This window comes from Arthrobacter sp. NPDC058288 (genome assembly GCF_042880995.1).
Taxonomy (GTDB): domain Bacteria; phylum Actinomycetota; class Actinomycetes; order Actinomycetales; family Micrococcaceae; genus Arthrobacter.
Window position 1 is genome coordinate 72,029 of record NZ_JBHVYH010000009.1, and the last position, 22,040, is coordinate 94,068.

Annotated in this window: 21 protein-coding genes; 16 read left to right on the forward strand and 5 right to left on the reverse strand. The window is 66.1% G+C overall.

The annotated features are described in order from the left end of the window. Positions 1–74: 74 nt before the first annotated feature. The 7 genes from ACFVWT_RS19860 to ACFVWT_RS19890 all read left to right on the forward strand — a co-directional run bounded on the left by ACFVWT_RS19860 (position 75) and on the right by ACFVWT_RS19890 (position 8,119). The gene (locus tag ACFVWT_RS19860; protein WP_390250880.1) at positions 75–1,682 is read left to right on the forward strand and encodes a carboxyl transferase domain-containing protein; all 1,608 of its coding nucleotides are present in this window, start codon (positions 75–77) and stop codon (positions 1,680–1,682) included. Between the two features lie 7 nt (positions 1,683–1,689). After that, positions 1,690–3,882, forward strand: coding sequence for a biotin carboxylase N-terminal domain-containing protein (locus ACFVWT_RS19865; RefSeq protein WP_390250882.1), 2,193 nt, complete (start codon positions 1,690–1,692; stop codon positions 3,880–3,882). 67 nt (positions 3,883–3,949) lie between these two features. Then, complete coding sequence (locus ACFVWT_RS19870) at positions 3,950–5,113, forward strand: acyl-CoA dehydrogenase family protein (RefSeq protein ID WP_390250884.1); 1,164 nt, start codon at positions 3,950–3,952, stop codon at positions 5,111–5,113. A gap of 48 nt (positions 5,114–5,161) precedes the next feature. Further along, positions 5,162–5,983: a CoA transferase subunit A gene (locus ACFVWT_RS19875; protein WP_390250886.1), complete on the forward strand. Its 822-nt coding sequence runs from the start codon at positions 5,162–5,164 to the stop codon at positions 5,981–5,983. A 2-nt stretch (positions 5,984–5,985) separates the two neighbouring features. Continuing rightward, complete coding sequence (locus ACFVWT_RS19880) at positions 5,986–6,753, forward strand: CoA transferase subunit B (protein WP_390250888.1); 768 nt, start codon at positions 5,986–5,988, stop codon at positions 6,751–6,753. Continuing rightward, complete coding sequence (locus ACFVWT_RS19885) at positions 6,750–7,289, forward strand: MaoC family dehydratase (protein ID WP_390250890.1); 540 nt, start codon at positions 6,750–6,752, stop codon at positions 7,287–7,289. The genes ACFVWT_RS19880 and ACFVWT_RS19885 overlap by 4 nt, the downstream gene beginning before the upstream one ends. Further along, positions 7,286–8,119, forward strand: a complete 834-nt coding sequence (locus ACFVWT_RS19890; RefSeq protein ID WP_390250892.1) for an HpcH/HpaI aldolase/citrate lyase family protein — start codon at positions 7,286–7,288, stop codon at positions 8,117–8,119. The genes ACFVWT_RS19885 and ACFVWT_RS19890 overlap by 4 nt, the downstream gene beginning before the upstream one ends. 111 nt (positions 8,120–8,230) lie before the next feature. Here the strand turns inward: ACFVWT_RS19890 and ACFVWT_RS19895 are convergent, their stop codons facing one another. Genes ACFVWT_RS19895 through ACFVWT_RS19910 form a run of 4 tightly spaced genes read right to left on the reverse strand, consistent with a single transcriptional unit; the run spans position 8,231 to position 11,738 of the window. Beyond that, a complete protein-coding gene (locus tag ACFVWT_RS19895) occupies positions 8,231–8,623 on the reverse strand; it encodes a universal stress protein (protein ID WP_028272153.1) in 393 nt (130 codons plus the stop codon). A gap of 60 nt (positions 8,624–8,683) precedes the next feature. Further along, on the reverse strand, positions 8,684–10,222 hold the full coding sequence (locus ACFVWT_RS19900) for a tripartite tricarboxylate transporter permease (protein WP_390250894.1): 1,539 nt from the start codon (positions 10,220–10,222) through the stop codon (positions 8,684–8,686). Next, the gene (locus ACFVWT_RS19905) at positions 10,222–10,734 is read right to left on the reverse strand and encodes a tripartite tricarboxylate transporter TctB family protein (protein WP_390250896.1); all 513 of its coding nucleotides are present in this window, start codon (positions 10,732–10,734) and stop codon (positions 10,222–10,224) included. The genes ACFVWT_RS19900 and ACFVWT_RS19905 overlap by 1 nt, the downstream gene beginning before the upstream one ends. After that, positions 10,731–11,738 carry a Bug family tripartite tricarboxylate transporter substrate binding protein gene (locus tag ACFVWT_RS19910; RefSeq protein ID WP_390250898.1) on the reverse strand — a complete coding sequence of 336 codons (1,008 nt, stop codon included), beginning with the start codon at positions 11,736–11,738 and terminating at the stop codon, positions 10,731–10,733. The genes ACFVWT_RS19905 and ACFVWT_RS19910 overlap by 4 nt, the downstream gene beginning before the upstream one ends. 268 nt (positions 11,739–12,006) lie before the next feature. On the opposite strand from ACFVWT_RS19910, the gene ACFVWT_RS19915 reads away from it, so the two are divergent. Both ACFVWT_RS19915 and ACFVWT_RS19920 read left to right on the forward strand, forming a co-directional pair. Further along, the gene (locus ACFVWT_RS19915; RefSeq protein WP_390251102.1) at positions 12,007–13,587 is read left to right on the forward strand and encodes an ATP-binding protein; all 1,581 of its coding nucleotides are present in this window, start codon (positions 12,007–12,009) and stop codon (positions 13,585–13,587) included. Next, on the forward strand, positions 13,584–14,270 hold the full coding sequence (locus ACFVWT_RS19920) for a response regulator (protein ID WP_390250900.1): 687 nt from the start codon (positions 13,584–13,586) through the stop codon (positions 14,268–14,270). The genes ACFVWT_RS19915 and ACFVWT_RS19920 overlap by 4 nt, the downstream gene beginning before the upstream one ends. Here the strand turns inward: ACFVWT_RS19920 and ACFVWT_RS19925 are convergent. Then, positions 14,262–15,737: a lipase maturation factor family protein gene (locus ACFVWT_RS19925; RefSeq protein ID WP_390251105.1), complete on the reverse strand. Its 1,476-nt coding sequence runs from the start codon at positions 15,735–15,737 to the stop codon at positions 14,262–14,264. The genes ACFVWT_RS19920 and ACFVWT_RS19925 overlap by 9 nt on opposite strands. Before the next feature lie 105 nt (positions 15,738–15,842). Here ACFVWT_RS19925 and dxr point away from each other — a divergent pair, with 105 nt between their 5' ends. The 7 genes from dxr (at position 15,843) to ACFVWT_RS19960 (ending at position 22,016) form a co-directional block, all read left to right on the forward strand. Then, a complete protein-coding gene (gene dxr, locus ACFVWT_RS19930; protein WP_390250902.1) occupies positions 15,843–17,027 on the forward strand; it encodes a 1-deoxy-D-xylulose-5-phosphate reductoisomerase in 1,185 nt (394 codons plus the stop codon). A gap of 18 nt (positions 17,028–17,045) precedes the next feature. Then, positions 17,046–18,377, forward strand: coding sequence for a M50 family metallopeptidase (locus ACFVWT_RS19935; protein ID WP_390250904.1), 1,332 nt, complete (start codon positions 17,046–17,048; stop codon positions 18,375–18,377). A gap of 105 nt (positions 18,378–18,482) precedes the next feature. Then, complete coding sequence (locus ACFVWT_RS19940) at positions 18,483–19,157, forward strand: MarR family transcriptional regulator (RefSeq protein WP_390250906.1); 675 nt, start codon at positions 18,483–18,485, stop codon at positions 19,155–19,157. After that, a complete protein-coding gene (locus ACFVWT_RS19945) occupies positions 19,154–19,615 on the forward strand; it encodes a hypothetical protein (RefSeq protein WP_390250908.1) in 462 nt (153 codons plus the stop codon). The genes ACFVWT_RS19940 and ACFVWT_RS19945 overlap by 4 nt, the downstream gene beginning before the upstream one ends. Before the next feature lie 42 nt (positions 19,616–19,657). Continuing rightward, positions 19,658–19,951: a YciI family protein gene (locus ACFVWT_RS19950; protein ID WP_390250910.1), complete on the forward strand. Its 294-nt coding sequence runs from the start codon at positions 19,658–19,660 to the stop codon at positions 19,949–19,951. Between the two features lie 48 nt (positions 19,952–19,999). Continuing rightward, complete coding sequence (ispG, locus tag ACFVWT_RS19955) at positions 20,000–21,166, forward strand: flavodoxin-dependent (E)-4-hydroxy-3-methylbut-2-enyl-diphosphate synthase (protein WP_011691265.1); 1,167 nt, start codon at positions 20,000–20,002, stop codon at positions 21,164–21,166. After that, positions 21,129–22,016 carry a GNAT family N-acetyltransferase gene (locus ACFVWT_RS19960; protein WP_390251107.1) on the forward strand — a complete coding sequence of 296 codons (888 nt, stop codon included), beginning with the start codon at positions 21,129–21,131 and terminating at the stop codon, positions 22,014–22,016. Before ispG ends, ACFVWT_RS19960 begins: the two co-directional genes overlap by 38 nt. Positions 22,017–22,040 lie beyond the last annotated feature (24 nt).

A 22,040-nucleotide genomic window follows, 5' to 3' on the forward strand; every position in this document is an offset into this window, starting at 1 on the left:
TAAATCTCAGTTATGCGGTACTAACCGAATTGCTCAGGACGGCCTCGCCGGGCGTCCGGGAACGGAAGCAGTCAATGGAGACAATCGCCAGCCTGGTGGACACCGGCAGCGCCGCCTACTCAGCGAACCGCGAGGCCCAGCTGGGGCTGGCCCGCGAGCTGAAGGAGCGCCTCGCCGCGGCCGCGCTCGGCGGCCCGGAGAAGTCCCGGGAACGCCATCTGGCGCGGGGCAAGCTGCTGCCGCGCGAACGCATCGACCAGCTGCTGGATGACGGCAGTCCCTTCCTGGAGATCGCGCCGCTGGCGGCAAACGGCATGTACAACGACGACTCACCCGGCGCCGGGGTCATTGCCGGCATCGGGCTGGTCCACGGCCGCCAGGTGCTGGTGATTTCCAACGACGCCACGGTCAAGGGCGGCACGTACTACCCGATGACGGTGAAGAAGCACCTCCGCGCCCAGGAGATCGCGCTGGAGAACCGGCTGCCCTGCATCTACCTCGTGGATTCCGGCGGAGCGTTCCTGCCCAAGCAGGATGAGGTCTTTCCGGACAAGGAGCACTTCGGCCGGATCTTCTTCAACCAGGCGAAGATGTCCGCCGCGAAAATCCCGCAGATCGCCTCCGTCATGGGCTCCTGCACCGCCGGCGGCGCCTATGTCCCCGCCATGAGCGACGAGACCGTGATCGTCCGCAACCAGGGCACCATCTTCCTGGGTGGTCCGCCGCTGGTGAAAGCCGCCATCGGTGAGATCGTCACGGCGGAGGAACTCGGCGGCGGCGAGGTGCACTCAAAGATCTCCGGTGTCACCGACCATCTGGCCGAGAACGATGAGCATGCCCTGCAGATCGTCCGCGACATCGTGTCCACCCTGCCGCGACCGGCCGCCCCGGCCTGGGACGTGGACACCGCCGTCGAGCCCGTTGCCCATCCGGACGAACTGTACGGTGCCGTTCCCACGGACGTGAATGCGCAATACGACGTCCGCGAGGTCATCGCCCGGCTGGTGGACGGCAGCCGCTTCCACGAGTTCAAGAAAAACTACGGCACCACCCTGGTCACCGGCTTCGCGAAGCTGCACGGCCATCCGGTGGGGATCGTGGCGAACAATGGCGTGCTGTTCAGCGAATCCTCGCTCAAGGGGGCCCACTTCATCGAGCTCTGCGACCAGCGCGGCATCCCGCTGGTCTTCCTTCAGAACCTCTCAGGTTTTATGGTCGGCAAGGACTACGAGCAGGGCGGCATCGCCAAGAACGGTGCCAAGATGGTCACGGCCGTCGCCACCGCGCGTGTGCCCAAGCTGACCGTGGTGATCGGCGGCTCCTTCGGCGCCGGCAACTACTCGATGTGCGGACGGGCCTACTCGCCGCGCTTCCTGTGGATGTGGCCGGCGTCGCGGATCTCAGTGATGGGCGGCAACCAGGCCTCCAGCGTCCTGGCTACCGTCAAGCGGGACCAGTACGAGGCCCGCGGCGAGGAATGGTCCGCTGCCGATGAGGAGGCCTTCAAGGCACCCATCAAGCAGCAGTACGAGGACCAGGGCAGCCCGTACTACTCCACCGCCCGCCTCTGGGATGACGGCGTGATCGACCCCGCGGACACCCGCACCGTCCTGGGACTGGCGCTCGACGTCGTCTCCCGCACCCCACTGCCGGAGACCTCCTTCGGCCTTTTCCGGATGTGAGCCAGCTGTGACTAATTCTTCGCCGACTACAGCCTCTCCGAAGCCGCTCTTCGGCACCGTGCTTGTCGCCAACCGCGGCGAGATCGCCTGCCGCGTCATCCGCTCCCTGCGCACCTTGGGCATCCGCTCGGTGGCTGTCTACAGCGACGCCGACGCCGGAGCGCGCCACGTGCGGGAGGCGGACCTCGCGGTGCGGATCGGCCCGGCCGCAGCAGCGGAAAGCTACCTTAAGATCGAAGCGATCATCCAGGCCTGCCGCGAGACGGGCGCGGACGCCGTGCACCCGGGCTACGGCTTCCTCAGCGAGAACGTCGACTTCGCCCGCGCCCTCGAAGCAGCCGGCATCACCTTCATCGGCCCCGGCGTCGAATCCCTCAATGTCATGGGGGACAAGATCCGCTCCAAAAACCACGTCACCGGCTACGGCGTCCCCGTTGTCCCGGGCATCGCCGAACCCGGCATGACGGACGCGCAGCTGATCGAGGCGGCCGCCGGCGTCGGATTCCCGCTGCTGATCAAGCCCTCCGCCGGCGGCGGCGGTAAAGGCATGCATATTGTGGAGCGTCCGGAGGAACTGGAAGCCACCCTGGCCACCGCCCGCCGGGTCGCGGCCAGCGCCTTCGGCGACGACACCCTGTTCCTGGAGCGGCTCGTCACCACCCCGCGGCACATCGAGGTCCAGGTTCTCGCGGACAACCACGGCAACGTCATCCACCTCGGCGAACGCGAATGTTCCCTGCAGCGCCGCCATCAGAAGGTCATCGAGGAAGCACCCTCGCCGCTGCTGGAATCCCTGCCCGACGGCGACGCCGTCCGCGCTCGGATCGGCGAGGCCGCCTGCAACGCCGCCCGCAGCGTAAATTACAGCGGCGCCGGAACCGTGGAGTTCCTGGTCTCGGACAACGCTCCGGACGAGTTCTTCTTTATGGAGATGAACACGCGGCTTCAGGTGGAGCACCCGGTCACCGAGATGGTCACCGGAATCGACCTCGTCGAATGGCAGGTGAGGATCGCCGCCGGCGAGGAACTCACGGTCCGGCAGTCCGACGTCGTGCTTAACGGTCACTCGGTGGAGGCCCGCGTCTACGCCGAAATCCCGGAAAAGAACTTCCTGCCGTCCATCGGACAGGTGGTCCTGCTGGACGAGCTGCCGGACACCGCGGACCGCAAAGTCAGGGTCGACTCAGCACTCCTGGAGGGCCTCCAGATCTCCAGCAGCTACGACCCCATGATTTCCAAGGTCATCGCGTGGGGGGAGGACCGGGCGGAGGCTTTGGACACCCTGGACCGGGCGCTCGCCGGGTACACCGCGCTGGGCATCGACACCAACGTCGAGTACCTCAGGCTCTTGATCAACGACACCGACGTCCGTGCGGGCCGGCTGGACACGGGCCTGATCGAACGCAAGATGCCGGACTTCAGCTTCCGGCGCGTGGGCGACGCCGAACTTGTTGTCGCCGCCTTGTACGCCCTGGACCAGGCGGACGACCAGCTCCGGAGTGAACCTGTGGCTGGTCCGTGGCGGCGCCGCGACGGCTGGCGAATCGGTGCCGCGGCTCCGCGACGGATCAGCCTGGGAACCCCCGACGGCGGAGTCGCCACCGTGGAGGTAACCCGGCCCGCGGCGGGGCAACCGGTCACTGTGCGCGTGAACGGAGGGCCGCAGCTCACGGCCCTCCTGCAATACCAGGGCCGCCAACGTCCGGTGCTCACCCTCGACGGCGAAGTCGGCAGGTATGAACTTGCCCCCGTTCACACCGGTCCTCCCGCCCAGAGCTGGCTCGAGCCTGATCCCCGCGTCCTATCGGAACTCTTCCTCGGCAACGAGGGCTGGTCCTGCCGGCTCGAGGTGCTCACCCGCGAAGCCCGGCTTGCCCGGGTGCTCGCGGCGATCGAGCGTGAGGAAGGCGCTGCCGACCCGGCCGTGCGCTCGCCGATGCCCGGCACCGTGGTGTCCGTCAACGTCAGCAACGGGGACGCCGTGAAGTCCGGCCAGGTCCTGCTCTCCGTGGAGGCCATGAAGATGGAGCACCAGTTGGTGGCGCCGCTCGACGGGACGGTCCACATCAGCATCACGTCCGGTGACCTGGTCAAGGCCGACCAGGTCCTTGCCACGATCCACCCAACTTCCCCGGCCGAACCGTCGAAGGCGGAGGACACCATCGAGGAATCCGTCATCGCCATGGGCGCCGCTGAGTAGCGCCCCCGCTTCAAGACCAAAGACATCAACCAGACCCGTTACAGCGTTAAGACAAGGAAGTCCCAGCATGGCTGATTTTGAGCTCAGCGAGGAATACCAGGACCTCAGCAACACCGTCCGCGAATTCGCCGACGAAGTGGTGGCCCCGGTCTCCGCGAAACACGACGAGGAACATAGCTTCCCCTATGAGGTCGTCTCCCAGATGGCGGACATGGGGCTCTTCGGCCTGCCGTTCCCGGAAGAATTCGGCGGCATGGGCGGGGACTACTTCGCGCTGGCGCTGGCCCTGGAGCAGTTGGGCCGGGTGGACCAGTCCGTGGCTATCACACTGGAGGCGGGCGTGTCCCTTGGCGCCATGCCCGTTTACCGGTTCGGCACCGACGCCCAGAAGGAGGAATGGCTGCCCTCGCTGGCTTCCGGCAAGGCACTGGCCGGTTTCGGGCTGACGGAACCCGAAGCCGGGTCCGACGCTGGCGGCACCAAGACCACCGCCCGGATCGAAGGCGGTGAGTGGATCATCAACGGCAACAAGGAATTCATCACCAACTCCGGGACTGACATCACCCGCCTGGTCACCGTGACTGCTGTCACCGCCAAGCACGAGCGCCAGGACGGAAGTGTCAAGAAGGAAATCTCCACCATCCTGGTACCCACCGGCACGCCCGGGTTCAAGGCGGAGAAGGCCTACAACAAGGTGGGCTGGAACGCTTCCGACACCCACCCGCTCACGCTCAAGGACGTCCATGTGCCGGAGGCCAACCTCCTCGGCGAACAGGGCCGCGGCTATGCGAACTTCCTGTCCATCCTGGACGAGGGCCGGATCGCCATCGCGGCATTGGCCACGGGGGCGGCCCAGGGCTGCGTGGACCTGTCGGTGAAATACGCCAAGGAACGCAGCGCGTTCGGGCAGAACATCGGCAAGTACCAGGCCATCGCGTTCAAGATCGCCCGGATGGAAGCACGGGCCCACACTGCCCGGCTGGCCTACTACGACGCCGCCGCCAGGATGCTGGCCGGCAAGCCGTTCAAGACCCAGGCGGCCATCGCTAAGATGGTCGCAGGTGAGGCAGCCATGGACAACGCGCGGGACGCCACCCAGGTGTTCGGCGGCTATGGCTTCATCAACGAATTCACCGTGGCACGGCACTACCGCGACTCCAAGATCCTTGAAGTGGGGGAGGGCACCACGGAGGTCCAGCTGATGCTGATCGCCCGCGAACTCGGCCTGTAGCTTCCCGCCAGGGAGCGAAACCAGGGAGCAAACCAGGAAGGATCAACGATGATTGACAAGGTTGTTGCCAGTGCCGAGGCCGCGGTTGCCGACATCCCCGACGGCGCCTCGCTTGCCGTCGGAGGCTTTGGGCTCTGCGGGATCCCGGTTGCCCTGATCGATGCCCTCCACCGGCATGGAACCACCGGCCTGGAAACCGTCAGCAACAACTGCGGCGTGGACGACTGGGGGCTCGGGATCCTGCTGAAGGACGGCAGGATCCGCCGCACCATCAGCTCCTACGTCGGGGAGAACAAGGAGTTCGCCCGGCAGTACCTCTCCGGTGAACTCGAGGTGGTGCTCACCCCGCAGGGCACGCTCGCTGAGAAACTCCGCGCCGGCGGCGCCGGCATTCCGGCGTTCTATACGCCGGCCGGCGTGGGAACCCAGGTGTCCGACGGCGGCCTGCCGCAGAAGTACGACGCCGACGGCGCCATCGCCATCGCTTCGGCGCCGAAGGAAGTCCGCAACTTCAACGGCGCCGACTATGTGCTGGAGGAATCGCTGACCCCGGATTTTGGCCTGGTCCACGCCTGGAAAGGGGACCGGCACGGGAACCTTGTCTTACACGCCACGGCGATGAACTTCAATCCGCTGTGCGCCATGGCCGGCCGGATCACCATCGCCGAGGTTGAGGAACTGGTGGAGCCGGGCGAGCTGGATCCCGAGCATGTGCACGTTCCCGGCATCTTCGTCCAGCGGGTTGTGCTCGCCCCCCGGGGCGAGAAGCGTATTGAAAAGCGGACGGTCGCAGTGTCCTCCGCCGGCAGCCCTTCTCAACGGAATGAGCACCAGGCAACTGACCAAGCAACTGACCAGGCAGGAGCATAGCCGTGGAATCGAACAGCACGCCGGGAGCCCCGCCCCGTCCTGAAGCCGTACGCCACGAGTACCGGCCGTCCGCCGTCGGGCATCCTGCGGGCACCAGCCCCGAAGCGAAGGGCTGGACGCGCAATGAACTGGCCGCGCGGGTGGCCCGCGAACTCCGGAACGGCCAGTACGTCAACCTCGGCATCGGGATGCCAACGCTGATCCCCAACTACATTCCGGCGGGCATCGAAGTGGTGCTGCACTCGGAAAACGGCATCCTGGGCGTAGGACCGTACCCCCGCGAGGACCAGGTGGATCCCGACCTGATCAACGCCGGCAAGGAGACAGTCACCGTGAATAAGGGCGCCGCGTTCTTCGACTCCGCCGCCTCGTTCGGCATGATCCGCGGCGGCCATGTGGATGTTGCCGTGCTCGGCGCCATGGAAGTGGCCCAGAACGGGGACCTGGCCAACTGGATGATCCCGGGAAAGATGGTCAAGGGCATGGGCGGCGCCATGGACCTGGTCTTCGGGGCCAAGAGGGTGATTGTGATGATGGAGCATGTGGACCGCAACGGAAAGCCCAAGATCGTGCAGCAGTGCACCCTGCCCCTCACCGGCAAGGGGTGCGTGGACCGGATCATCACCGACCTCGCCGTGATCGACGTCGTCACCGAAGGCGGCTCGTCCCGGCTCGTACTGCGCGAACTGGCCCCGAACGTGACGGCCGAGGAAGTCGCTGCGGCCACGGGTGCGGAACTCTTCGAAGAAGACCAGGAACTGACCGTATGACGCCGGAGCCGGGCAGTGCCCCCCGCGTCGTTGAACAGCGGGGCCTCTACTTCGATGAGCTTGAGGAGGGTGTGGTCTACGCCCACCGCCCGGGGCGGACTGTGACCGAGACGGATAACGTCCTGTTCACCACCATGACCATGAATACGCAGGCGCTGCACCTCGATGCCGCCTGGAGCGCCGGCCAGCCGTTCGGACAGCGGCTGGTGAACTCAATGTTCACCCTGGCGACCGTGGTGGGGCAGTCTGTTCCGCAGCTGACACAGGGCACCATCATCGCGCAGCTGGGACTGACCGATGTATCGTTCCCGCATCCGCTGTACCACGGCGACACCCTCTATACGGAGACGGTCATCACCGGCAAGCGGCTGTCCGCCTCCCGGCCGGGGCAGGGAATCGTGACCATGCAGCACACGGGCCGGAACCAGAACGGTGTGGTGGTGGCCTTGGCGTCGCGGAGCTGCCTGATGTGGACGCGCGAGGCACACGCGGACACGCAGAAAGAAGCCGCCGAAAAGGGGACAATCAAAACATGACTTTCCTGATGGGTCCCGCCCTGCTCTTCTGTCCTGCCGACCGTCCCGAGCGATACCAAAAAGCCGCGGAGCGTTCCGACGCCGTGATCGTGGACCTGGAAGACGCCGTCGCTCCTGCTGACAAGCAGCGCGCCCGCGGTGCCATCCTCGCCCAGCTCGGCGCCACCGGCGACGTTCCGGAACTGGACCCCAGCCGGACGATCATCCGGATCAACCCGGCAGGAACGGAAGAGTTCGAGAAGGACCTGCACTGCCTCAAGCACACCCCGTACCGCCACGTGATGCTTGCCAAGGCTGAAAGCGCCGGCCAGCTGAAGGGGCTGGAGGACTACAGCGTCATAGCGTTGTGCGAAACAGCGTTAGGGATTCTGAACGCCGCAGCCATCGCCGCCGAACCCAACGTGGTGGGCCTGATGTGGGGTGCCGAGGACCTGCTCGCGTCGCTTGGCGGGACCTCCAGCAGGAACGACGACGGCGGTTACCGGGCGGTGGCGCTGCACGCCCGGTCCGCGGTGCTGCTCGCAGCCGGGGCCTTCGGCAAGGAAGCCATCGATGCGGTGTACGTCAACATCCCGGACCTCGAAGGGCTGGCAGCTGAGTCGCGCGACGCCGTCGCCTCGGGATTCGGTGCAAAGGCCTGCATCCACCCAGGCCAGGTGGCCGTGGTCCGGGAAGCGTATGCCCCTGCGGAATCGGACGTCGCAGCGGCGAGGGAGCTCCTGGCGGCTGCCGCTGCTGCCGGAAGCGGCGTGTTCCAGTTCAACGGGAAGATGATCGACGGACCCATCCTGAAGCACGCGGAATCCACCCTGCGGCGGGCCGCGCGCTAGCAACGCCTTTCGAGACGAAAGGCCGCGGGCCAGGAGTTGTTGGACTCCCGGCCTGCGGCCTTTTCATGCTCCTGGTCCTAGACGGCCCTAGTCTTGGACGGCCGTAGGGCGCTACCCGGCCTTCACTGCCAGCACCGGGCAGTCCGCCTCAAGCAGTATCCGTTGGGACGTGCTTCCCAGGATCAGCTTGCCTACCGGGGTGCGGCGGCGCAGGCCGATCACGATCAGATCGGCGTTGTGCTCCTCCGCGGCGTCCAGTACCTCCGCGGCCGCATCATGGCCACGGACAGGCTGCTTGATCACGTGATCAATGCCCTGGGTCGCGAGCCGGTCCTCGATGCTCTGGATCTCGGGTTCCTGCGCGTACCGGTTGTCCACCAGTGCATCACCCTTGGAGGAATTGATGACCAGCAGCCTGCTGTTGCTCTTCCGCGCTTCGGCGATGGCCTGGGCCAGCGCTGCTTCGCCCTCGGGTGTCGGGACGTATCCCACCACGATCGTCATGGTTGCTCCTTGTATCTGCTGAATGTGGGTCGGTGTGGTTCGGCGATGCTTCGCGGCGATTCAGTCGCTGGAGTCGGCTGCGCCGGAATTGGCGGGAAGCAGTGACTTGCCCGCCGGGCGGTTCCGGCGGATCAGCTTGAGCAGCAGCGGCCAGAGAAGGATGATCGCCACGATGACCCAGATCCCGACGGCGATCGCTTCGCTCCACAGGCCCGCCGGATTCCCGGCGCTGAGCTGGAGGGTCTTGCGCAGCTGGCCTTCGAGGCGCGGCCCCAGGATCACGCCCAGGATCAGCGGCAGTACGGGAAGCCCGAAGCGCCTCATCATGAAGCCCAGCGCGCCAAGCACCAGCAGGATGACCAGGTCGAACGCCTGCAGGTTCACCGAATAGGCGCCCAGCGTGGCGAAGAAGAGGATCCCGGCGTAAAGGTACGGCCGCGGGAGCTGGAGGAGCTTCGCCCAGACCGGGGCCAGCGGAAGGTTGATGATCAGGAGCAGGAAGTTGCCAATGAACAGGCTGGCAATCAGCGCCCAGACCAGGGGTCCCTCGCTTGCGAACAGCTGCGGCCCGGGCTGGATGCCGTAGGACGTGAAGGCTGCCAGCATGACGGCGGCCGTGGCGTTGGTGGGCAGGCCCAGGGCAAGCATGGGGGTCAGCGTGCCCGCTGCCGCGGCGTTGTTGGCGGCTTCCGGGCCGGCAACGCCCTCAATGGCGCCGTGGCCGAATTCCTCGGGGTGCTTGGAGAGTCGTTTCTCCGTCACGTAGGACAGGAACGTGGGGATCTCGGCGCCGCCCGCGGGAAGTGCTCCGAAGGGGAAACCGAAAGCCGTTCCGCGGAGCCAGGGTTTCCAGGACCGCTTCCAGTCGTCTTTGCCCATCCAGGGTTGTCCGACAGGGATGATGTTCATCGGAGTGCGGCGCAGGTGCGCAGCCACCCACAGTGCCTCGCCGACGGCGAAGACGGCAACGGCCACCACCACGATGTCCAGGCCGTCCGCCAGCAGCGGCATCCCGAAGGTGAGGCGTTGCTGGCCGGTGACCGAGTCCATGCCTACAAGGCCGATTGCCAGTCCCAGGCCCAGCGACGCGAACCCGCGCAGCCGGGATGAACCCAGCACGGCGGTGACGGCCAGCAGGGCGAGCACCATGATCGCGAAGTAGCTGGGGGAGCCCAGGCTGACGGCGAACTGGACAACGATCGGCGCGCAAACGGCGAGCAGCGTGGTACCGATGGTGCCGGCCACAAAGGAACCGATGGCGGCGGTGGCCAACGCCTGTGCCGCCCGCCCGGCTTTCGCCATCTTGTTGCCTTCGATGGCGGTGACCACCGATGAGGACTCGCCGGGTGTGTTGAGCAGGATGGAGGTGGTGGAGCCGCCGTACATACCGCCGTAGTAGATGCCTGCGAACATGATGAAGGCGCTGGTGGGCTCCAGGGCGTAGGTGACCGGAAGCAAAAGGGCCACGGTCATTGCCGGGCCAAGGCCCGGGAGGACTCCCACGGCGGTGCCGAGGACCACGCCGATGACTGCGTAGAGGAAATTCATGGGGGTCAGCGCAGTGGCGAAACCGTCCATGAGGGAGGAGAAGACGTCCATCAGAGGATCCCTTCCAGCAAGCCCGCGGGCAATGCAATACCGAGGCCCAGGAAGAAGCCGTAGAAGGTCAGGATGGACATGGCCAGGGAAATGAGGCCGTCACGGACGTAGTTCCGTCCGCCGAGGGCCCACACGCTGCCCCAGAACAGCACGGTTCCCGAGATCACCCAGCCGGCCCAGTCGATGAGCAGGATGTTCGCGACGAAGGCACCAACCAGGGGGAGTACGGTTTTCCAGTCCGCCGGGTGTGCCAGGTCAACGTCCTCGCCGCCTTCCGCCTCGCCCTTGCCGCCGCGCATCACATTCACTGCCAGCAGCACGGCGCAGACGATGAGCAGGCCGGCCACGATGAAAGGGACCGTTTTAGGACCTACCGGGTCCGACTTGGAATAGGGTGTCGCCAGGCCGTAGGCGTCGAGGAAGACCATGACCCCGGCCGCTCCGAGCAGGAGGGCGACCCCCAGCTCGGAGCGGCCTTTGAGCCGTGAGGCCACCGTGGGTGAGGAACTCACGCCAAGCCAAGCTTCGTGAGGACGTCCGCCACCCGCTTGTCCTGCTCGGTCAGGAAGGTCTTGAATTCGTCACCGGTGACAAAGGCGTCGGTCCAGCTGTGCGTCTTCAGGGTCTCCTTCCAGGCAGCGGTACCGTGCATCTTCTCGATGGCTGCGATGAGGGCTGCCTTGTCGGTGTCGCTGATTCCCGGAGGGGCAACAATGCCGCGCCAGTTCGTGAACACCAGGTCGATGTTGGATTCCTTAAGGGTGGGTGCGTCAACGCCGTCCAGCCGCTCTGCGCCGCTGGTGGCCAGCACGCGGACCTCGCCCGATTCAATCTGCTTGAGGTACTCACCGGCCCCGGAGGCAGCAAAGCCGAGCTTGTTGCCGAGGATGGCCGGGAGCAGGTCGCCACCGCCGTCGTAGGAAACAAAGTTGACCTTGGTGGCGTCGATTCCCACAGCTCCTGCGAGCTGCATGGGCAGCAGGTGGTCAGGGCCGCCCGGCGAGGAACCGCCGCCGACAGCGATGGAGCCCGGGTCCGCCTTCCATGCCTTCACGAGGTCGTCGATGGTCTTGTACGGGGAATCCTTGCTGACCATGATGGCGCCGGGCTCTTCAATGAGCTTGGCCAGCGGAGTGGTATCCGTCAGCTTGGACGCGGACTTGTTGGTGTAGCTGGCACCCACCACGCCCAGACCCATCAGCATCGTGAGGTCGCCGTTGCCCTTTTCGTTGACCACGCGCGCCAGGCCCACGGTGCCGCCGGCGCCGGCGAGGTTGAACACTTCGGTGTTGGTGGCGATCTTCTCGTCGTCGAGAACCTTCGCGGCGGCACGCGCGGTGGTGTCGTAGCCGCCGCCGGGCGTATTGGGGACCAGGATCTGCAGCCCGGTGACGGGTCCGGCAGCGGCGCTGGAGCTGCCGCTCGTGGAGCTCTTGCCGGTGGCACCGCAACCGGTGGCCATCAGGGCGATGCCGGCAGCGACGGCGGCAATTCGCAATGCGCGGTTCTGGCGCATGGTGTTCCTCTTCTCAGTAAAGTTCTTGGTAACGCTAGTCAGCAAAACTGACTGGTGCTCCGATGCTAGGCGCGGAAGTGACAGCCATCACTCTTGTGTACGCAGAGAAAGTTAAGTTCATTTCGTTCACGTTTCCGCTGTCTTACCGGACGCTTCGAATGCCGTCCCGCAAGAGCGGCCGTGCGTCCGGCCGCCAGGGAGAGCTGGGGTATAGTTCCGGTACCCCGCCCACCAGAGGAAAGAACCAACAGTGACTCGACGAAGAGGAATGTCCCTCGCGGGACAGTACCTGGTCCTGCAGTTGCTGATAGTCCTGGCCGTCCTCGTCGCCGTCGTAGCGATTTCCCTGGCCCAGTCGGCCGCCGCGTTCGAGCGGATCGAGGGGCGCCGGGCGCTGTCCGCGGCTGAAGCCCTGGGCAGCAATCCCGCCGTCCGCGCGCTGCTTCCCGCGGCCGAACCGCGCGGCAGCGCGGCACTGTCCGCGGTCGCTGAGTCGGTCCGCACTGTGTCCGGGTCCGCGCAGGTGGCACTCGCCCGGTCTGACCGCACCGTCGTGGCGTCGTCGGACCCCGGACTGCTGGGCCGGCCGTTGGAACTCGGTGCGAGCCGGGTGATGGAGGGCCGGGCCTGGACCGGTGTGGTGGGCGGAACCGCCACCCCCGTGCTCTCGGCCCACGTACCGGTCCTTGACGACTCCGGGATCATGATCGGAATTGCGTCCATCAGCCGGAACTACCCGTCCACGTGGGAGCGCCTGGGCGATGCGGTCCCGAACCTGCTGACCTATCTGGGGGTGGCCAGCGTCCTGGGTGTTGCCGGCTCCCTGCTCTTGTCGCGCAGGGTCAAGCGGCAGACCCTCGGCATGGAGCCCAGCGAAATCTCTGGGCTGGTGGAGAACCGCGAGGCGATGCTGCACGGGCTCAAGGAAGGCGTGGTGGCGCTGGACCTCCGTGGACGGATAACCGTGGCCAACGACAGTGCCCGGGCATTGCTGGGCCTGCCCGCGGACTGTGTGGGCAGGGACCTGGCCGGACTTCCCGTCGAACCGGCGCTCAAGGAAGTCCTGACCGGCGAGCAACCCGGGCAGGATCAGATGGTGCTGGTGGGAGAGCGCCTGGTGGTGCTGAACCGGGTGCCCATCCGTTCCAAGGGCAGGGTGATGGGTTCCGTAGCCACATTGCGTGACCGGACTGAGCTTTCATCCCTGGAACGCGAACTGGGCACAACACGGACGGCAACGGACACGCTCAGGGCGCAGGCCCACGAATTCGCCAACCAGCTGCACGTCATTTCGGGGCTGATCCAGATCGGCGAGTACGATTCCGTGGTGCAGTTCGTCAATGGAGTCACGGTGGACCGGACGCGCCTGAATGATGATGTGACCAGCCGCATCCAGGACCCGGCGCTCGCGGCCCTGCTGATCGCCAAATCAAGCCTTGCGGCGGAACGGGGTGTGCCGCTGCAGCTGGACCCCGCGTCGTCACTGTCGCCGGTGGGCGATGAGCTCTCGCGTGACCTGACGACCGTGGTGGGGAACCTTGTGGACAACGCGCTCGACGCCGTCACGGGAGCCGCGGAGGCATCGGTCCGGGTCCTCGTCGAGGACAGCCGCGACGAAGTGGTAGTGACCGTCCGGGACACCGGGCCGGGCATTGACGGGGCAGCCACCGATGACATCTTCCGGCAGGGATTCAGTACCAAGCAGCCCGGGCCGGCCGGCGGCCGGGGTTTCGGCCTGGCACTCTCGCGGGTGGTCTGCCGGCGCAGCGGGGGCGACCTTGCAGTGGCCAACGATGGCGGGGCCGTCTTTACGGCCCGGCTGAAGACAGGAAAGGGGATCCGGCCATGATCAAGGTCCTGATCGTCGACGACGACTTTATGGTGGCAAAAGTCCATGCCGGCTTCATCCAGCGCACGCCGGGTTTCACTGTCGTCGGGGTTGCGCACACCGGAGCCCAGGCCATGGCGGAAACTGCCCGCCTGCAGCCTGACCTGGTCCTTCTGGACATCCACCTGCCCGACATCAACGGCCTTGACCTGATGGGCCGGCTGCGGGAAACAGCACCGGAACTGGACGTTCTGGTGATCAGCGCGGCCCGCGAGGTGGAAACCGTCCGCCGGGCGCTCCGTGGCGGCATTGTCCATTACCTGATCAAGCCGTTTTCGCAGTCGGACCTGCAGGAGCGGTTGGAGCACTATCGCAGCGCCTACCAGGGCCTGGATCTTGCCAAGGACGTCGCCGAGCAATCCGACGTCAACCGCGTCTTCGGACTGGAACGCACCGAGCGCGGGGAGCGGACGGAAAACCGCCTTCCCAAGGGGTGCAGCCCGGAAACCCTCAGCCGGGTCGTTGACGTGCTCCAGTCCGCCGAAGCGGACCTGTCAGCGGCCGAGGTCGCGGACCTGCTCGGTACGTCCCGGGTCAGCGCGAGACGTTACCTCGAATACCTCCATGATGAGGCGCGGGTTGAAGTCCGCCTGAAATACGGTGCGGGCCGTCCGGAGCGCCGCTACGAGCTCAAGTCAGCGTGACCCCGGCGGGAGGGACAACGGGGGAATGGCCTCATACAGCCGTGTCCGGATCCAGCGCTGCCCCGTCTCGCGGTATTCCGCCCGGCTCGCGAAACGGTACAGGTAACTGTGGACGCGCACCCACCGCGGGCGGGCGCCGTCGAACGGGTCTTTTCGCAGGAGCCGCAGCACCGCACCGTCGGCTTCCAGCAGCTTGGCGAGGAAAGCATAGAACCACTCCTCATGGACGGTGCGCAGCGGCAGGAACCACATCAGCCAGTCCAGCCGGAGATGGTACGGAGCCCATTGCCGGGGCAGCCGGCGGACGTCGCCGGGCTTCCCGCGGAACCCGTACTCCCGCCAGTCGGAGTCGTCGTCGGGCGCGTCGTCGAGGGTGCCTTCCACCACGATCTCGATCCGCATTTTGGTCACCGTGCCGAAAGCCCCGTAGGTGTTGACCAGCTGCCAGCGATTGAAGCTGGCGTTCATCAGCTGCCGGTGCTGCAGGAGGTTCCGGGCCGGCCAGTAGCTGAGCACCAGCAGAAGCACGGTGACGGCGAGGACGACGGCGAGCCACCACAGCGGCGTCTGCGCACCTGTGCCTCCACCGGCGCCGGAACCGTACGTATTCCAGTCCAGCGGGATAACGGGGAGCACCGCATGGGCCACCGGATCGCTGACCGCTGCGAAAGCCAGCAGGATGGCCATCCAGTTGAGCCAGGCAAAGTTCCCGCTCGCCACCAGCCATAGCTGGGTGAAGATGACGATGCCTGCGGCGATGCCGGCCAGCGGCTGCGGAGCGAACAGGAAGAAGGGAACCACCAGCTGCGCGAAGTGGTTGCCCAGCACCTCCATCCGGTGCAGGGGCTTGGGCAGGAGGTGTGCCTGCCGGCTCAACGGACCCGGCATCGGCTGGGTTTCGTGGTGGTAATAGAGCGCGGTCAGGTCTCGCCACTCGCGTCCTCCCCGGATCTTGATCATCCCGGCGCCGAACTCTAGCCTGAACAGCAGCCACACCAGGAGGATCAGGATCGTCCTTGGCGGCGGGGTCTGGTCCGAACCCAGGAACGCCACCGTGAACCCTGTTTCCAGCAGCAGCATCTCCCAGCCGAACCCGTAGAACGTCTGGCCCACGTTGACGATCGACATGTACAGCAGCCAGAGGGTGAGGAAGGCGATCATCGGCAGCCAGGGCGGTCCCAGCTGCGGAAGTCCCAGGATGAGCGTGGCCGAAACGGCCATCCCGCCCCAACACACCAGCCGTAGCAGGCGGTCCGAGTAACGCCACAGGAAGAGGCTGGGCCGGCGGCGGCGCCTGAAACTGTCCAGGTAGTCCGGGACCGGGAGGAGGCCGTGCTCGCCGAGCAAGGCAGGGAACTGGTTGCGGCAGGAGAGGAACGCCACAAAGAAGATCGTGGCGACGCCGCGCTGCAGCACCTGCCGGGCGAATTCGTACTCCGGCGCATCGAACCACGCGGCCCATTCCACGTTGTTCACGTTACGCCTGCCGCGCACCGCGTCAATGTCCCGCGGCACATGCCGCCGGCGGACGCGCTGACTGGAGGGGACGCCGGCGTGCGGGATACTTAACGGATGCAGCCACGCAGAATCGTTCTCCTCGGATCCACCGGTTCCATCGGCACCCAGGCGATTGACGTCGTCGACGGCGCCCCGCATCTTTTCGAGGTTGTGGCACTCAGCGCAGGCGGCGGCAACCTGGAGCTCCTTGCCCGCCAGGCCGTCCACACGAAGGCCAAGGCAGTGGGTACGGCCAGTGGCGACGCGGCCGTCCTGCAGGGCCTGATCGACGACGCCGCCCGCGCAACCGGGGTGGCAGGCTACCGGCCGGAGATCATTGCCGGACCGGACGCGTCAACCCGGATAGCGGAAATCGAAGCCGACGTGGTGCTCAACGGCATCACGGGTTCCATCGGCCTGGCCCCCACCCTCGCGGCCCTGAAATCAGGCGCCACCCTGGCGCTGGCCAACAAGGAGTCGCTGATCGTCGGCGGGGCCCTCGTGAAGGCTGCCGCCCGGGAAGGCCAGATTGTCCCGGTGGACTCCGAGCATTCGGCGATCGCGCAATGCCTGCGCTCCGGGACCGCTGCCGAAGTGGACCGGCTGATCCTGACGGCCTCCGGCGGCCCGTTCCGCGGCAGGACCCGCGAGGAACTCCACAACGTCTCGCCGCAGGACGCCCTCGCCCACCCCACCTGGGACATGGGCCTGATGGTCACCACCAACTCCGCCAGCCTTGTGAATAAAGGCCTAGAGGTGATCGAGGCGCACCTGCTTTTCGACATTCCGCTGGACCGGATCGACGTGGTGGTCCACCCGCAGTCAGTGGTGCATTCCATGGTCCAGTTCGTGGACGGCTCCATCATTGCCCAGGCTTCTCCTCCGGACATGCGCCTGCCCATCGCCCTCGGCCTCGGCTGGCCGCACCGTGTCCCGAAGGCGGCCACACCGTGCGACTGGACCCAGGCCACCAGCTGGACCTTCGAACCGCTGGACGCCGAGGCCTTCCCTGCCGTGAGCCTGGCGAAGGACGCTGCCAGGCAGGGGAGCACGTACCCTGCCGTTTTCAACGCGGCCAATGAAGAGGCCGTAATGGCCTTCCATTCCGGCCGGATCCGGTTCACGGACATTGTGGATACCATCGAAGCGGTACTCAGCGAACACCCAGGATCTTCCGGGCTGACAGTTGAGTCCGTGCTGGATGCTGAAACGTGGGCACGAGCGCGCACCCACGAACGTTTAGCAGTGAGCAGTCTCTAGGAAGCAGCAGATCTACGCATGAGTCCCGTCATTCTCTTCATTCTCGGTGTCGTCTTTGTGGCGATCGGCATCGCAGTCTCCATCGCACTGCATGAGGTGGGCCACCTTGTTCCGGCCAAGCTGTTCAAGGTGCGCGTTACCAAGTACATGATCGGCTTCGGCCCCACCCTGTGGTCCAAACGCCGGGGGGAGACCGAATACGGCGTCAAGGCCATTCCGCTGGGCGGCTACGTGTCCATGATCGGCATGTACCCGCCGAACAAGGACGACGGTACGGTGCGTCCCTCCAGCACCGGCATGTTCCAGACCCTCGCCACCGAGGCCCGTTCCATGGCCCACGAGGAAGTGGGTCCCGGCGACGAGAAGCGCGTCTTCTACCGGCTCCCGGTGTGGAAGAAAGTCATCGTCATGCTGGGCGGACCCGCCATGAACCTGCTGATCGGCGTGGCGCTGACCGCCGTGCTGCTGATGGGCTTCGGGATCAGTACCCCCACCACCACCATCGCGGACGTTTCCAAGTGCCAGGTCAAGGCCGGGGAGACCGTGGACCCGGACTCCGCCGACTGCAAGCTCACCCCCGCTGCCGCGGCGCAACTTAAACCGAACGACACCATTACGTCCTTCGATGGCAAAGCGGTCACCAGTTGGGACGAGCTCACCGGCTGGATCCGTGCATCCGCGGGCCGGGAGGTCAGCATCACCGTGGAACGTGACGGCTCGCCGGTCACCACCACTGTGACTCCGGTGCTTTCGGCCCGGCCGGTCGTCGGCGCCGACGGCCGGCAGGCCACTGATTCGAACGGAACCCTCCAGTACCAGGAAGTCGGGTTCCTGGGGATCGGTGCCCAAACAGCGCTCGTTGCCCAGCCGGCGTCGTCCGTCCTGCCCATGGCGGGGGAGAACATCCGGCAGGTTGCCGGCGTCGTCCTTAATCTTCCGGCCCGCGTGGTGGGCGTTGCGAAGGCCGCTTTTAGTGAAGAACCGCGCGATCCGAACGGCCCCATTAGCGTCGTGGGTGTGGGCCGTGTAGCTGGTGAAGTCGCGGCCATGGAGGAGGTTCCGCTGCAGTCCAGGCTTGCCGCGCTCGTGGGACTGCTGGCCGGACTGAACTTCGCCCTGGCGGTGTTCAACCTGGTACCGCTGCTGCCGCTGGACGGCGGCCACGTGGCCGGTGCGCTGTACGAGGGAGCCCGACGGAAGATAGCCAAGCTGTTCGGCCGGCCGGATCCCGGAGCTTTCGATATCGCCAAGCTCCTGCCCGTGACGTACGTGGTGGCGGCGCTGCTCATGGGCATGAGTGCGCTGCTGATCTACGCGGATATCGTCAAGCCAGTTAATCTCTTTGGATAATCAGCTCTCCGCGGCTTCATTCCAATAGTCAGCTCATTTTGACTGTTTTTCATAAATCAGCCGAAAATGATTGATGTTACATCATCAGTCGACTATGGTTGCCACATGTACGTGCTCACCGTCGACCAGCAGGGCAGCACAGGGGACAGGGACCGTGTGCCCGGCCTCCTCGCAGAGCTGCACCGGATGTCCACCGCCGGCAGGTTCGAACGCTCCGTCGGAGACGAAGTGCAGGGCGTCGTGGAAAAGCCGGCGGAGGTCGTGGACATCGCCCTTCACTGCTTGCGCAGCGGCCAGTGGTACGTCGGAATCGGAGTGGGTGCCGTCGATCTTCCGTTGCCGGCCAGCCCCCGCGAAGGATCCGGACAGGCATTCCTCGCTGCCCGGCTGGCGGTGGAAAAAGCCAAATCCGCTGCCGCCCATGTTCCGTTGTCCGTGGTTTCCGGCGGCCTCCGCCGCGGCGGAGCGGCTACACCCGAGGCCGGCCCGGGCATCAGGGCGTGCGCAAACGCTGAGGCAGTCCTGCGTCTCATCGGCCGGCTGGTGCAGGAGCGCACCCAGGCCCAATGGAAAGTGGTGGATGCCCTCCGCGGGCTGCAGCAGGATGCGTCAGCCAGGCACGGCAGCCAGAAGCTCGCGGCCGCTCAACTCGGAATCACGGAGCAATCGGTGAGCCGCGCCGTCCTGAGATCCGGCTGGCAGGAAGAATGGGCGGCGAGGCCTGCCGCTGAGATGCTTTTGGCCCTGGCCCATGATGCAGTGCTGGAAGGACACAGGTGAACGCCCTCTGGATTACCCTCGCCCTGCTGACGGCAGGTTTCGCCGGTTGGCCCGTCACCGCACTGGTGTTCCGGCTGGCCCGGACCATCGACGATAGGGCTGACGCGGCCAAGGCCGCGGAAGACCGGGCCGCCGACGGATCCGCTGACGATCCCGCCGCTGACGATCCCGCCGCAGACGTCACGGTGGCCAAGGCTCCCGCCCAGCCGGCACCCACCACGCGGATACTGCGCGGCGGCGCCATTATCGGCGTCCTGGAAAGGCTGGCGGTGTGCCTGGCCGTCCTGGCCGGCCAGCCCGTGGCCATTGCCTATGTGGTGGCCATCAAGGGCCTGGGACGCTTCGCGGAGCTGAAAGAGACTCCCGTTGCGGCAGAGCGGTTCATCATCGGCACGCTGGCTTCCATGCTGTGGGCCGCCGGAGTTGCCGCCCTCGCCAGGATCTTCTTCCTTGGCTGAACCGGATACATACTCGGGCGGGCATGGGGATAGGGTATCCATATGACTGTTTTTGCTGTTGAGTACGTATACGCCGCCGAGTCCACCGACGCACGGAACGCCGCCCGTCCGGCGCACCGCGAATGGACCGCCGGTCTTGCCCGCGATGGCGCGCTCCTGGCCAGCGGACCCTATGGCGACGGCGCAGGGGCTTTGCTGATCTTCAAGGCCGCAGACGAGAATGCGCTGAACGGTATCCTCAAGCAGGATCCTTACGCCTCGGCCGACGTCATCGCAGGCACCCGCACCACGGAATGGAACCCGGTGACCGGCCTCCTGGCCGAACACGCCGCCTAGCCTGCCGGCACCACAAACCATCGAACTTCGATATAAATAGGAGTCCACGTGACCTCGGTCAGCCTGGGAATGCCGTCAGCACCGCCGCCCGTCCTCGCCCCGCGCAGGAAGACCCGCCAGATCAAGGTGGGCTCGGTCGGGGTCGGCTCGGATTCGCCCATCAGCGTGCAGTCGATGACCACCACGCCCACCACGGACATCAACGCCACGTTGCAGCAAATCGCCGAGCTGACAGCCTCAGGCTGTGACATCGTGCGCGTGGCCTGCCCGTCCGCGGATGATGCTGAAGCCCTGCCGATCATCGCGCGGAAGTCCCAGATCCCCGTCATCGCGGACATCCACTTCCAGCCCAAGTACGTCTTTGCCGCCATCGAGGCCGGCTGTGCCGCGGTGCGCGTCAACCCCGGCAACATCCGCAAGTTCGATGACCAGGTCAAGGAGATCGCCCGCGCAGCCAAGGACCACGGCACCTCGATCCGGATCGGCGTCAATGCGGGGTCCCTGGAGCCCGGGATCCTGAAGAAGTACGGCAAGGCAACCCCCGAGGCCCTGGTGGAGTCGGCGGTCTGGGAAGCCTCACTGTTCGAGGAGCACGGCTTCCACGACTTCAAGATCTCCGTCAAGCACAACGATCCCGTGATCATGGTTGCCGCGTACGAGATGCTGGCCGAAAAGGGGGACTGGCCCCTCCACCTCGGCGTCACCGAGGCCGGACCGGCCTTCCAGGGCACCATCAAGTCCGCCACCGCCTTCGGCGCGCTCCTGTCCCGGGGCATCGGCGACACCATCCGCGTTTCGCTCTCGGCCCCGCCGGTCGAGGAAATCAAGGTCGGCAACCAGATCCTGCAGTCGCTGAACCTGCGGCCGCGCAAGCTCGAAATTGTCTCCTGCCCGTCCTGCGGCCGCGCCCAGGTGGACGTCTACACGCTGGCCGAACAGGTCACGGCCGGCCTGGAAGGCATGGAGATCCCGCTGCGCGTGGCCGTTATGGGCTGCGTCGTCAACGGCCCGGGAGAGGCGCGCGAAGCCGACCTTGGTGTGGCGTCGGGTAACGGCAAGGGACAAATCTTTGTGAAGGGGGAGGTCATCAAGACTGTCCCTGAGAGCGAAATTGTTGAGACACTGATCGAAGAGGCCATGCGAATCGCTGAAGAGATGGGGGAGGCCGATGGCGAAGATGCTGTCAAGGGTAGCCCCGTGGTTAGCGTCTCGTAAGGAGACCGCCGGGCCCGGCATATCAATCCGGGTCCTGTCCGGGCCGGACACCGCCGAGCTGCGGGAACTGGCCCGGACGGACGTTGTGGCCAACGTGTTCATCCTGTCGCACCTGGCCGCTACAGGGACGGCCGCGCCCACCACGGGCGGGGCCAGTATCTTTGGCGTGTTCGACGGCGGCTCGCTGGTGGGCGCGTGCTGGGCCGGTGCAAACCTTGTGCCCGTCCAGCTGGACCCTGAACTCGCCGGGCTGGTCGCCGAGCATGCGCAACGCTCCGGACGCCGCTTCGCCTCCATCTTCGGCCCCGCCGATACTGTCCTGGCCATGTACGAGCAGCTGGAGCAGCTCGGGCAGCAGGCACACGACGTCCGGTCGGACCAGCCGCTGATGACCATCGCCGGGCCGCCGGCGGTACAGGCAAACGCGGGCCTGGGCGTCGGCCAGCTCGCCGACTTCGACAGGATCCTTCCCGCCTGCGCCGCCATGTTCGAGGAGGAAGTCGGTTATTCGCCGTTCCTGGGCGGCCGCGAGTTCTACAGCAGGCGCGTTGAAGGCCTCATCCGGCAGGGTCATTCCCTCGTCCACCTCGACGAGGGCGGCCAGGTAATGTTCAAGGCCGAACTGGGCGCGGTTACTCCCGATGTAACCCAGGTCCAGGGTGTCTGGATGAACCCCTCCTCCCGCGGACTGGGGCTTAGCGCCGGCTACATGGCCGCCGTCGTATTGCTGGCGCAGAAGCTGGCGCCCGTCACCAGCCTGTATGTCAACGACTACAACGCACGGGCGAGGGCCACTTACGAACGTGTGGGCTTCCACCAGGTGGGCACGTTCGCTACAGTTCTGTTCTAGCTGGCCGCAACCGGCCGGCATTCG